The sequence below is a fragment of the Actinosynnema sp. NPDC059335 genome, assembly GCF_042752395.1.
Taxonomy (GTDB): Bacteria; Actinomycetota; Actinomycetes; order Mycobacteriales; family Pseudonocardiaceae; genus Actinosynnema.
This window is the reverse complement of the sequence record NZ_JBHYXZ010000001.1, coordinates 21,177-33,999: the sequence shown is the minus strand read 5'-3', so window position 1 is coordinate 33,999 and position 12,823 is coordinate 21,177. Positions and strand designations below refer to the sequence as shown.

Sequence of the window (12,823 nt, the reverse complement as noted above, 5' to 3'; positions counted from 1 at the left end):
GGGTCTGGCGGGGCCCGGGCGCCGGCGGGTGGGGGGGGCGGCGTGCGGGGGGGGGGGGCCGGGCGCCGCCCCCCCCCCCCCCCCCCCCGCCGCACTGCCCAGCAGCTCCGCCGACACCGTGTACCAGACCGCCCGCGTCACCAGCGTCTGCGCGGGCAGCGACAGCGGCACCGAGTCGATCACCCGGCCGGACGGCAGCTTGCGCAGGTAGCCGACGACCTGCGAGGTCACCTCGACCTCGCCCAGGTACACCCCGACCCCGTCGTACTCGCGCTTCTCCAGCACCCGCACCACCGAGATGTCCTTGGTGTCCCGGGCGGTGGTGGACCACTCCGGCCGCTCGGCGTGCACCAGCGCGAGGCCGCTGTCCAGGTCCAGCTCGTCCACCACGTACGACTCGCCCTGGTGCAGGTACACCGCGCCGGAGTGCACCTGCCGGCCCGCCGAGCCGTGGTCGACCGTGCCGAGCATCCGCCCCGAGTCCGCCTCCACCACCACGACCTGCTCGCCGCCGCCCCCGCGGATGTCCACCTCCGCGTGCGGCCGGTCGTGCGCGGTCCAGTACCAGCCGTTGGGCCGCCGCCGCAGCACCCGCCGCGCCGCCATGTCCTCCACCACGGCCAACGCCGCCTCGCCGCCGAACGCGTCCAGCGACTCGGGCGTCAGCGGCAGCTCGGCCGCGGCGCACGCGAGCTGCGGCTCCAGCACGTACGGGTTCGTCGGGTCGAGCACGGTCGCCTCGACCGGCTTGTCCAGCACCGCCGCCGGGTGGTGCACGAGGTAGGTGTCCAACGGGTCGTCGCGCGCCACGAACACCACCAGGGCGTCGGAGTCCCCGGTCCGCCCCGCCCGCCCGGCCTGCTGCCAGAACGACGCGAGCGTGCCCGGGAAACCGGCCACCACCACGGCGTCCAGCCCGACGATGTCGACGCCCAGCTCCAACGCGTTCGTCGTCGCCACGCCCAGCAGCTCGCCCGACGAGACCGCCCGCTCCAACGCCCGCCGCTCCTCCGGCAGGTACCCGCCGCGGTAGGCGGCCACCCGCTCCGCCAGCGCCGGGTCGACCTCCGCCAGCACCCGCCGCGCGCCCAGCGCGGTCAGCTCCGCGCCCACCCGCGACCGCACGAACGCCAACGACCGCGCGCCCTCCACCACCAGGTCGGCCAGGATCCGCGCCGTCTCCGCGCCCGCCGACCGGCGCACCGGCGCGCCGTTCTCGCCCTCCAGGTCGTCCAGCAGCGGCGGCTCCCACAGGGCCACCGTCCGGCCGGCGCGCGGCGACCCGTCCTCGGTCACCGCCACGCACGGCGCGCCCACCAGCGCCGACGCCGACGCCGCCGGGTCCGCCACCGTCGCCGACGCCAGCACGAACACCGGGTCCGCGCCGTACCGCTGCGCGACCCGCCGCAGCCGGCGCAACAACAACGCCACGTGCGAGCCGAAAACACCCCGGTACGTGTGGCATTCGTCGACCACCACGTACGACAGCCGGCGCAGGAACCTGATCCACCGGGCGTGGTTGGGCAGCACACCGCGGTGCAGCATGTCGGGGTTGCTGAACACCCAGTTGGCGTGCGCGCGCACCCAATCGCGTTCCGCCATCGGGGTGTCGCCGTCGAACGACGCGGCGCGCACCCCCGACACGCCCAAAGCGCTCACCGATCTCAACTGGTCCGCGCCCAACGCCTTCGTCGGCGACAGGTACAGAGTTGTTGCCTTCGGATCAACCGTCAACGCGCTCAGCACCGGCAATTGGTACGCGAGCGATTTGCCCGAAGCGGTGCCCGTCGCCACGACCACGTGTGATCCCGACCACGCCGCCGACGCCGCCTCGGCCTGGTGCCGCCACGGCTGCTCGACACCCCGCTCCACCAGCGCGGACACGACCGCGTCCGGCGCCCAGGACGGCCACGGGACGGGCTGCGCGGGCCGCGGCGGCTGCTCTTCGGTGTGCGTCAACGGCGATTCGCCCGCCGGCACCCCGGCCAGGACGCGATCCAGCAAACGACGCCCGTGGTTCGCCACGGGGCGCAGCTTCGCACACCCGACCGGCATCGCGGAGGCCGCCGAACAGGGATACGACGCAGCCTGGGCGGATAACGGTGTGTGCACGGATCGGGACGCGTCGTTGCCTACTTGCGCGCTATGAATAGACTCCGCCGCTATCGCATCCAATGAGGGGTGCATCACGTTGTGTCGGGGCAGACAGTCGCGTGAGTGACCCGCCTCACATCAGCGGGGTGGCCCTGACATTGGGCTTGGAAAACTCACCAGGAGGACGGATGTCCCGGCAATTCCTCGCGGAGGGCCTCGAGCTCTCCGGAGGTGATCGCGGCCTCGTCGCCGTGGTCGCCGTGGTCGCCCTGGCTGCCCTGGCCGTGGGCTACGTGCTGCTCCGGGAGGTGCTGGCCGCGGGCCAGGGCACCTCCAAGATGCAGGACATCGCCAAGGCGGTCCAAGAGGGCGCGGCGGCCTACCTCAACCGGCAGTTCCGAACGCTCGGCATCTTCGTCGTCATCGTGTTCGTGCTGCTGTTCGCGTTGCCCGCCGAGGACATCGGGGAACGGATCGGCAGGTCGCTGTTCTTCCTCGTCGGCGCCGGCTTCTCCGCCATCATCGGCTACCTCGGCATGTGGCTGTCCACCCGCGCGAACGTGCGCGTCGCCGCCGCGGCCAAGGAGAACGGCGGCCGCGAGAAGGCCATGCGGATCGCCTTCCGCACCGGTGGCGTGGTCGGCATGTTCACCGTCGGCCTCGGCCTGTTCGGCGCGGCGCTGGTCGTGTTCGTCTACGTGGGCCAGGCGCCGCGGGTGCTGGAGGGCTTCGGCTTCGGCGCGGCCCTGCTCGCCATGTTCATGCGGGTCGGCGGCGGCATCTTCACCAAGGCCGCCGACGTCGGCGCGGACCTGGTCGGCAAGGTCGAGCAGGGCATCCCCGAGGACGACCCGCGCAACGCCGCCACCATCGCCGACAACGTGGGCGACAACGTCGGCGACTGCGCCGGCATGGCGGCCGACCTGTTCGAGTCCTACGCGGTCACCCTGGTGGCGTCGCTGATCCTCGGCACCGCCGCGTTCGGCGCGAAGGGCCTGCTGTTCCCGCTGATCGTGCCCGCGATCGGCGTGCTCACCGCGGTCATCGGCGTCTACATCACCAGCGCCCGGACCGGCGAGAACGGCCTCACCGCGATCAACCGCTCGTTCTACATCTCGGCGGTCGTCTCGGCGGTGCTGTGCACGGTGGCGGCGTTCGTCTTCCTGCCCAGCTCCTTCGCGGGCCTCTCGGGCGTGTCCGAGGACATCGCCGGCACGCCGGGCAACCCGGCCCTGATCGCGGCCGTCGCGGTGATCATCGGCATCGTGCTGGCAGGCGTCATCCTCTGGCTGACCGGCTACTTCACCGGCACCGAGCACAAGCCCGTCAAGGAGGTCGGCCGCACCTCGCTCACCGGCGCGGCGACCGTCATCCTGTCCGGCATCTCGGTCGGCTTCGAGTCGGCGGTCTACACCGCGCTGGTCATCGGCGGCGCGGTCTACGGCGCGTTCCTGCTGTCCGGCTCGGTGGTCGTGTCGCTGTTCGCGGTCGCGCTGGCCGGCTGCGGCCTGCTGACCACGGTCGGCGTCATCGTGGCCATGGACACCTTCGGCCCGGTCTCCGACAACGCGCAGGGCATCGCCGAGATGTCCGGCGACGTGGACGGCGAGGGCGCGCAGATCCTCACCGAGCTGGACGCGGTCGGCAACACGACCAAGGCCATCACCAAGGGCATCGCGATCGCCACCGCCGTGCTGGCGGCGACCGCGCTGTTCGGCTCGTACAAGGACGCCATCGAGCAGGCGCTGCGGGACGTGCAGGTGGGCCTCGCCGACGTGCCGGTCTCGTTCACCAACGTGGTGTTCAGCCCGAACGTGCTGGTCGGCGTGGTGATCGGCGCGGCCGTCGTGTTCATGTTCTCCGGTCTCGCGGTCAACGCGGTGACCCGCGCGGCGGGCGCGATCGTGTTCGAGGTGCGCCGCCAGTTCCGCGAGAACCCCGGGATCATGGACGGCTCGGTCAAGCCGGAGTACGGCAAGGTCGTGGACATCTGCACCAAGGACTCGCTGCGCGAGCTGGCCACCCCCGGCCTGCTCGCGGTGCTGGCGCCGATCGCGGTCGGCTTCGGCCTCGGCGTCGGCCCGCTGGCCGGGTACCTGGCCGGCGCGATCGCGACCGGCACGCTGATGGCGGTGTTCCTGGCCAACTCCGGTGGCGCCTGGGACAACGCGAAGAAGCTGGTCGAGGACGGCAACCACGGCGGCAAGGGCTCCGACGCCCACGCCGCGACGGTCATCGGCGACACCGTCGGCGACCCGTTCAAGGACACCGCCGGTCCGGCCATCAACCCGCTGATCAAGGTGATGAACCTGGTCTCGGTGCTGATCGCGCCCGCGATCGTCGGGTTCACCGTGGGCTCGGGCGAGTCGGCCGGCATCCGGTACGCGATCGCCGTCGTGGCCGCGGTCGGCATCGTGGCGGCCGTGGTCGTGTCCAAGCGGCGCGGCACGGCCATCGCGGACACCCCGGCGGAGGCCACCACCTCCGCGTGAGGTCCGGGTGAGGGCGGGGCGCCGGTGGTCGGCGCCCCGCCCTCGCACGTCCGGGCGGAGGGGTGGCGGCGTCCGGATGGGGGCACACTGTTCGGTGCCACCCGACGTCGCGCGCCCCGAGGGGGAACACCCTGATGAGACTTCTGCCGCTGCTCGCCTCGGCCGCCCTGGTCGTGGCGGTCGCCGGGTGCGGGTCCGGGGGTGAGCCCACCGCGCCCACCTCGTCGTCGGCCTCGCCCGACGACACCGCCGTGGTCGCGTACATGGACAAGGTGTGCACGGCCGCCGCGTCGTTCGCCTCGGCGCCGAAGACACCGCCGCAGCTCGACGCGAACGACCCGGCCAAGCTCAAGGCCGACATGGGCGCGTACATGGGCCAGATGGCCGACGCGTTCGGCCAGACCGCGACCAAGCTGCGCGCCGTCGGGCCGTCGCCGGTGGCGGGCGGCGACCAGCAGGTGGAGCAGATGGCGGCGACGTTCACCGACATCGCGAAGAACTTCACCGACGCCAAGACCGCGATCGAGGCCGCGGACGCCAACGACCCGGTCGGCGGGCTCCAGGCCGCCGGCGAGGCCATCGCCCGGCTGGATGATTTCGTCGCGCCGCTGAAGCAGCTGGAGGCGTCGCCCGAGCTGTCGGCGGCGGCCGAGAAGGCGGCGTCCTGCCAGGACCTGCGCACGCTGAGGCCGTCGGAGTCGGCGACCCCCACGTCGTAGTACGTTGCCCCTCGTCTTTTTTCCACTGTTTGGGGGGTTTCGTGAAGCACCGTGTCGCGCTCGCGGGCGCGTTCGCCGCAGTCCTGGTCACCGCCGCGTGCGGTGGCGGCGGCTCGTCGTCCGCCGACTCCGGGTCGGCGACGACCACCACGACGACCACCACCGCGGCGGCCAACGCCGACCCGGTGGAGTGGACGGGCACGTTCTGCGAGGGGGTCGGGCCCACGATCGAGGGCGTGATGACCCTGCTCAAGGCCATGTTCGAGGGCGGCGCGGAGGACCCGGCCGTGCAGAAGGCCGCGCTGCTGGACTACAGCTCGAAGGCGGGCAAGTCGCTCACCGAGGCGGGCGAGAAGCTGGACGACCTGGGCGCGCCGTCGGCCGAGGCCCAGGAGCTCCACGACGAGCTGGTCAAGTTCTTCTCCGACTCGGGCAGGACGCTGACCGAGGTCAACTCCGAGCTGGAGGCGCTGGACCCGGCCGACCCGGAGTTCTCGACCAAGCTGGAGCGGCTCGGCGGCGACCAGGCGGACCCGTCCAAGCTCCAGGAGCAGATCAAGAAGCTCCAGGACGACCCGGAGCTGGGCGAGGCGTTCAAGCAGGCGCCGCAGTGCGTGGCGATGGCGGAGACGCTGAAGGGCCTGGGCGGCTGACCCCGCTGGGACTCGTGTGACGGTTGGGGCGGGTGGTTCAGCCCTTCGGAGACTGGCCGAGGTCGAACGTGTGTTCTACGCTGCGTCTCCGTGGGGCAACTGTCCTTCTTCTCGGCCGAGGCGAGGCAGCCTTGCGTCGGTGACCTGGCGGGTCTGCTGTGCGGGCCCGGCCGGGCGCTGGGCTTCGCCCGCGGCCGAGCGGCCCCGGGGGGGGGGGTCGGGGAAACCCCGGGTGCGCCCCCGGGCCGGGGGGGGGGGGGGGGGGGGGGGGGGGGGGGGGGCGCGGGGGGGGGGGGGGCCCGCGCCCCCCCCCCCCCCCGGGCCCGGGTGTCGGTGGACGTCGACACCCGGGATCGCGCCGTCGCCGTGGCGGCGGCGCTGGCCGAGCGCGGGGTGCAGGCCCGGGTCGAGCAGGTCCGGCGCGCCCCGGTCCGGGACGAGGCCGCCCCCGAGGGCGGAGGCGGGGCCGAACCGCCCGCCGACGGGCCTGCCGGCGGGCACGAGCTGGTGGCCGAACCCGTGGACGAGCCGGTCGCCGACGAGCCCGCGCACGACCTGGTGGGCGAGCCCGCGGACGACCTCGCGGGCGAACCGGTGGACGAGGTCGTGGACGACGAGCCGGACGGCTTCGCGCCGGTGGTGATCGGGTCCGGCCGCAGCGCCCCGACCGGGGTCGAACCGGACCCCGCCCCCGAACCGGCCGCCGAGCCCGCGCCGCCGGCCGCCGACGTGCCCCCACCGGCGGACGCCGAGCCGGAGTTCACCGAGTCGTGGCAGGTCACGACCCCCTTCCGGGCGGACCTGGCCGGGTTGGCGGCGCAGTGGTTCGACGGCGACCGCAAGGTCGTGCCGCCCGACTTCACCCTGGACGGCGGCGCGCTGCGGCTGTGGGCGCTCGCGTCCGGCCGGTGGGTCGAGTCGGGCTCCGGGTACCTGCTCGGCCTCGACCCGGCCGCTCCCGACACGCACGAAACCCTCCGAAAAGCGTTGGCCGGTTCGGGCCTCCCGGCGACACTCTTGGCGGACGGGGCCGGCGGACCGGCGCTGCGCGTCGTCGGCCGCAGGCGGCTCGAACGGCTCGCCGAGCTGGTCGGACGCGCGCCCAGGGGCGTCGCGGAGCGCACCTGGCCGGCCGCGTAGCGCGTCCGGTAGGCGGAGGATCCGGCGCAGTTGTGTCACCCTGTCCCGACCAGGGCTGCCCAGCGGCGACAAAGGACAGTGCACACTGGCGGGTCGGGACACAGTGTTCGAAGAGAGCGGGACGGCGTGGCTGGATCGACACGGGCGAGGAAGACAAACGGGGGAGCAGCGAGCGGCAACCGGCGGTTGGTGATCGTCGAGTCGCCCGCGAAGGCGCGCAAGATCGCGTCGTACCTCGGCAACGACTTCGTCGTGGAGTCATCCAAGGGGCACATCCGCGACCTCCCCCGCGGCGCCGCCGACGTGCCCGCGAAGTACAAGGGCATGGCGTGGGCCCGCCTCGGGGTCGACGTCGACCACGGCTTCGAGCCGCTCTACGTCGTCACGCCGGACAAGAAGTCGACCGTCGCGGAGCTGAAGGAGCTGCTCAAGGACGTCGACGAGCTGTACCTCGCGACGGACGGCGACCGCGAGGGCGAGGCCATCGCCTGGCACCTGCTGGACACGCTGAAGCCGAAGGTCCCGGTCCGGCGGATGGTGTTCCACGAGATCACCGAGCCCGCCATCCTCGCCGCCGCCGCGAACCCGCGCGACCTGGACCAGGACCTGGTCGACGCCCAGGAGACCCGCCGCATCCTCGACCGCCTCTACGGCTACGAGGTCAGCCCGGTGCTGTGGAAGAAGGTCATGCCGAAGCTCTCGGCGGGCCGCGTGCAGTCCGTGGCGACCCGGATCGTGGTCGAGCGCGAACGCGAACGGATGAAGTTCGTCACCGCGTCGTACTGGGACGTCTCGGCGACCATGGACGCGGGCGCGGACGCCTCGCCCCGCACGTTCGGCGCGCGGCTCATCGCGGTCGACGGCACGCGCCTGGCCGCGGGCCGCGACTTCGGCTCCGACGGCCGGCTCAAGGAGGGCGCCGACGTCCGCGTGCTGGACGAGGCGCAGGCCAGGGCCATCGCGGACGGCCTGGTCAACGCCACCATGACGGTCTCCTCGGTCGAGGAGAAGCCGTACACGCGCAAGCCGTACGCGCCGTTCATGACCTCCACGCTCCAGCAGGAGGCGGGCCGCAAGCTGCGCTTCTCCGCCGACCGCACCATGCGCACCGCGCAGAAGCTGTACGAGAACGGCTACATCACCTACATGCGCACCGACAGCACGACGCTGTCGGAGACCGCGATCGCCGCGGCCCGCGCGCAGGCCACCGAGCTGTACGGCTCGCAGTACGTGTCCAACCAGCCCCGCCAGTACACGCGCAAGGTCAAGAACGCGCAGGAGGCGCACGAGGCCATCCGCCCCGCCGGCGAGGTGTTCCGCACCCCCGGCCAGGTGGCCCGGGAGCTGGAGTCCGACGAGTTCAAGCTGTACGAGCTGATCTGGCAGCGCACGATCGCCTCGCAGATGGCCGACGCGCGGGGCAACACGACCAGCGTCCGCATCTCGGGCACCACCGCGGGCGGCGAGGACGTCACGTTCGCCGCGTCCGGCCGCACGATCACCTTCGCGGGCTTCCTGAAGGCGTACGTCGAGACGGTCGACTCGGAGGCGGGCGGCGAGTCCGACGACGCCGAGTCCCGGCTCCCGCAGCTGGTCAAGGACCAGTCGCTGCTGGCCGCCGAGCTGTCCGCGGACGGCCACTCGACCTCGCCGCCGCCCCGGTTCACCGAGGCGAGCCTGATCAAGACGATGGAGGAGCTGGGCATCGGCCGGCCCTCCACCTACGCCTCGATCATCAGCACCGTCCAGGACCGCGGCTACGTGTGGAAGAAGGGCTCCGCCCTGGTCCCGTCGTGGGTGGCGTTCGCCGTGGTCGGGCTGCTGGAGCAGCACTTCGGCCGGCTGGTGGACTACGACTTCACCGCCGCGCTGGAGGACGAGCTGGACGGCATCGCCGCGGGCCGCCAGGAGCGCACGACGTGGCTGTCCGGGTTCTACTTCGGCGGCAACGTCGGCCCGGAGTCGTCGGTCGGCCGGTCCGGCGGGCTGAAGAAGCTGGTCGGCTCCAGCGTCGAGGCGATCGACGCCCGCGAGGTCAACTCGATCCCCCTGTTCACCGACGTCGAGGGCCGCACGGTCTACGTCCGGGTCGGCCGCTACGGCCCGTACCTGGAGCGCGAGGTCGAGGGGCCGGACGGCGCGGTCACCGCGCAGCGGGCGAACCTGCCCGACGACCTGCCGCCGGACGAGCTGAACCGGGAGATCGCGGAGAAGCTGTTCGCGACCCCGCAGGAGGGCCGCTCGCTGGGCACGGACCCGGTCACCGGGCACGAGATCGTGGCCAAGGAGGGCCGGTTCGGGCCGTACGTGACCGAGGTCCTGCCCGAGCCGCCGGACGGCGCGAAGAAGGGGCCGAAGCCGCGCACGGGCTCGCTGTTCAAGTCCATGTCGCTGGAGTCGGTGACGCTGGACGACGCGCTGAAGCTGCTCTCGCTGCCGCGCGTGGTCGGCAAGGACCCGGAGACCGGCGCGGAGATCACCGCGCAGAACGGCCGCTACGGGCCCTACCTCAAGAAGGGCACCGACTCGCGGTCGCTGACCAGCGAGGACCAGCTGTTCACGGTCACCCTGGACGAGGCGCTGCGGATCTACGCCGAGCCGAAGAAGCGGGGCCGGGCGGCCGCCGCGCCGCCGTTGAAGGAGCTGGGCGCGGACCCGGTGTCGGGCAAGCCGATGGTGGTCAAGGAGGGCCGGTTCGGCCCGTACGTGACCGACGGCGAGACCAACGCCTCGCTGCGCAAGTCCGACAGCGTCGAGGGCCTGACCGACGAGCGGGCGGCCGAGCTGCTGGCCGAGAAGCGGGCCAAGGGGCCGAGCACGAAGAAGAAGGCCCCGGCGAAGAAGCCGGCCGCGCGCAAGAAGGCTCCGGCGAAGTCGAAGGGCTAGGGGAGGCGGGGCGGTGGACGGCTCAGGGGCGGACCCGGACCGGTCGGGCCAGGACGGCACGCAGGCCCCACCGCCACCGCCGGTGTTCCCCGACCCCCTCGCGGGGCTGGTGACGGGCGAGCGGCTCTACCGGCCCCCCGGGGCGGCGGCTCCCGTCGAGCCCCCGCCCGCCGCCGCGGCCCGACAGCCGGCGCCACGGTCCGTGCCCGCCCGGCGATCCGCCCCCGGGCCGCAGGCCGCCCGCTCGGCGTGGTCGGCCCAGGTCGCGGGGTCCGGCCGGGCGGCACGGCCCCCGCAGGCGTCCGCCGGGGCGGCGCGGTCGCCGCGCGGATCGGCGGCCCGGGAGGCAGGGCCGGCCCGGGTGCGCAGGCAGGCCGCCGCGTCGCCCGCCCGGCCACCCGCTCCCCGCGTGCCCGGGCAGCAGCCGACGAAGGGGCGAAGTGGGCTGATCGGGTGTCTCGTCGGCCTGGCCGTGCTCGCGGGGCTGCTGTTCAACGTGCTCCGTGAGATCATCGAGGCAGTGGTCGACCTGCTGCGATGATCTCGTCTGGGTCACCCGATCGGCGGATGTGGTCAGACGGGTGAATCGCTCCGGCTACCCTTACTGCCTGCATCATCGGCGGGGGTGAGCACCATCCAAGACGGCGGCACAGCGGCCTCGACCAGCAACCGGATTCGCAGCGTGTTGGCGATCCGGCCCTTCCGCAGGCTCTGGGGCGTCACGTACCTGTGCAGCGTCGGTGACTGGCTGTCACTGCTCGCGCTCACCGGCCTGGTGACGAAGCTGATGGACAGCTACCAGTGGCAGAGCTTCTCGCTCAGCCTGGTCGTCCTCACCCAGCTCCTGCCGGGCATCCTGTTCGCCCCGCTCGGCGGCGTGCTCGCGGACCGGTTCGACCGCCGCCGCATCATGGTGGTCTGCGACCTGCTGCGCGGCGGCCTGTTCATCTCCATCGCGCTGGTCGGCACCGCGTGGTGGCTGTTCGTGGCGAACTTCCTGGTCGGCTGCTGCGCGATGCTGTGGATCCCGGCCAAGGACTCGGCGGTGCCGAACCTGCTGCGCCGCCCGGACCAGGTGGAGACGGCCAACCAGCTCGGCCTGGTGATGACCTACGGCATCTCGGTCATCTCGGGCGCGGGCCTGTACTCGATCATCTCCGGCATCCCCGGCTACCTCGGCGTGCAGAGCAGCGACCTGGAGTTCCGGATCGCGACCATCGCGGTCATGGTGAACGGCGCGCTGTACGTGACCTCGGCGATCGTGGTCGCGACCCGCATCCCCGAGCTGTCCGGCCGGATCGCCGCGGTGAAGCGCACCCGCGAGGACGGCGAGGCCCCCGGCTTCTTCGCCATGCTGCGCGACGGCATGAAGTACGCGGCCCGCACGCCGCTGGTCCGCGGCCTGGTCATCGGCATGATCGGCGCGTTCGCGGCGGCCGGCGCGGTGATCGGCACGGCCACCCCCTACTCGCAGTCGCTGCTGGGCGGCGACTCGACGTTCGGCCTGCTCTTCGTGGCGGTGTTCGCGGGGCTGGCGGTCGGCATGGCGACCGCGCCGCGGCTGGCCCGGCGGCTGCCCTACGACCGCCTGTTCGGGCTGACGATCCTGGTCGCGGGCCTGAGCCTGCTGTTCGTGGCGTTCGCGCCGCACCTGTGGGTGGCGCTGGTCGCGGTGGCGTGCGTGGGCGCGTCGGCGGGCATGGCGTTCCTCACCGGCCTGACGATCGTCGGCGCGCAGGTCGAGGACGCGATGCGCGGCCGCACCGTGGCCCTGCTCCAGTCGCTGCTCAAGGTGGTGCTGTTCGCCTCCTCGGCCGCCGCGCCGCTGCTGGTCACGGTGGTGCAGAAGCGCACGGTCACGATCTTCGACCACCCGATGCAGGTGGACGGCACCCGGCCGGTGCTGTTCGGCGCGGGCGTGATCGCCGCGCTGCTCGGGCTCATCGCCTACCGCCAGATGGACAACCGGCGGTCCGAGCCGATCCTGTCCGACCTGCTCGCCGCGCTGCGCGGCCGGGCCCGGCGGACCGGCGGCGTGCTGATCGCGGTCGAGGGCGACACCCGGCTGGACACGTCCGTGCAGGCCAGGAGGCTCGCCGAGGCGTTGCGCGAGACCGGCCGCGAGGTCGTGCTGGCCTCCGACCCGGACCTGGACGAGCAGCGGCTGCGCAACCTGCTGTCCACCGCCGACCTGGCCGGGGTGCGCGCGCACGCGCTGGTGGCCGCGGCGGTGCGGGCGGACGTGGTGGAGCGCGAGGTGCGGCCCGCGCTGGACGGCGGCGCGCTGGTCGTCATGGAGCGGTACGTCGACAGCCCGCTCGCGCACTTCAGCGCGGCGGGCGCGATGGAGCCGCGCGAGGTGGAGGGCCTGGTCGACTGGGCCACCGGGCGGCTGCGGCCGGACGTGACCGTGCTGCTGGACCGGATGCCGTCGCAGGTCCGGGCCACCGGCGGCACGCTGGACACGGTCGAGCACCACTGGCGGGTGCAGAAGCTGCTGACCGACATGGCCTCGGCCGACCCGGAGCGGTACGTCGTGGTCGACGCCGACGGCACCGAGGACGAGGTCGCCGAACGGGTGCGGACCGCCGTGCTGCCGCTGCTGGCGCGGCAGCCCCGCACGCCCGCCGAGCCGGTGGCCGAGACGTCCTGACGGCTCGGTACGGTCGCCTGGTGAACCGTGGGGTGTGGGGCGAGGTCGTCGGCCAGCCCGAGGCGGTCGCGGTGCTGTCCGGGGGGGGCGGGGGCCCCCCCGGGGGGGGGGGGCGGGGGGGGCCCCCCCCGCGCGGGCCTCACCCCCCCCGGGGGGTTTCCCGGGGCCCCGGCGGGGGGGGCGGGC

At 73.4% G+C, this 12,823-nt stretch carries 7 protein-coding genes and 1 pseudogene; 7 read left to right on the top strand and 1 reads right to left on the bottom strand.

Going from position 1 to position 12,823, the window contains the following annotated elements:
• Positions 1-2,055: pseudogene (locus tag ACFXGA_RS00155) on the bottom strand (DEAD/DEAH box helicase); the annotation flags it as partial.
• 227 nt (positions 2,056-2,282) lie between these two features.
• Here ACFXGA_RS00155 and ACFXGA_RS00150 point away from each other — a divergent pair.
• From ACFXGA_RS00150 to ACFXGA_RS00120, 7 genes are all read left to right on the top strand, one after another.
• Positions 2,283-4,586, top strand: a complete 2,304-nt coding sequence (locus ACFXGA_RS00150) for a sodium-translocating pyrophosphatase (protein WP_378082777.1) — start codon at positions 2,283-2,285, stop codon at positions 4,584-4,586.
• A gap of 134 nt (positions 4,587-4,720) precedes the next feature.
• On the top strand, positions 4,721-5,305 hold the full coding sequence (locus ACFXGA_RS00145; RefSeq protein ID WP_378082776.1) for a hypothetical protein: 585 nt from the start codon (positions 4,721-4,723) through the stop codon (positions 5,303-5,305).
• A 41-nt stretch (positions 5,306-5,346) separates the two neighbouring features.
• Positions 5,347-5,958 (top strand): hypothetical protein, encoded by a 612-nt coding sequence (locus ACFXGA_RS00140; protein WP_378082774.1) that lies wholly within the window; start codon positions 5,347-5,349, stop codon positions 5,956-5,958.
• A 333-nt stretch (positions 5,959-6,291) separates the two neighbouring features.
• Entirely contained in the window at positions 6,292-7,098 is an 807-nt protein-coding gene (locus tag ACFXGA_RS00135) for a hypothetical protein (protein WP_378082772.1), read from the top strand.
• Positions 7,099-7,224: 126 nt separating this feature from the next.
• Positions 7,225-9,984 (top strand): type I DNA topoisomerase, encoded by a 2,760-nt coding sequence (gene topA / locus ACFXGA_RS00130; protein ID WP_378082770.1) that lies wholly within the window; start codon positions 7,225-7,227, stop codon positions 9,982-9,984.
• Between the two features lie 13 nt (positions 9,985-9,997).
• Positions 9,998-10,525, top strand: coding sequence for a hypothetical protein (locus ACFXGA_RS00125; RefSeq protein ID WP_378082769.1), 528 nt, complete (start codon positions 9,998-10,000; stop codon positions 10,523-10,525).
• A gap of 84 nt (positions 10,526-10,609) precedes the next feature.
• Entirely contained in the window at positions 10,610-12,637 is a 2,028-nt protein-coding gene (locus tag ACFXGA_RS00120; protein ID WP_378082766.1) for a bifunctional MFS transporter/dTMP kinase, read from the top strand.
• Positions 12,638-12,823 lie beyond the last annotated feature (186 nt).

What these genes read in the sequence shown, in the direction of transcription:
- ACFXGA_RS00150 (WP_378082777.1), top strand. Translation starts at nt 2,283, where the DNA reads ATGTCCCGGCAATTCCTCGCGGAGGGCCTCGAGCTCTCCGGAGGTGAT.
- ACFXGA_RS00145 (WP_378082776.1), top strand. Translation starts at nt 4,721, where the DNA reads ATGAGACTTCTGCCGCTGCTCGCCTCGGCCGCCCTGGTCGTGGCGGTC.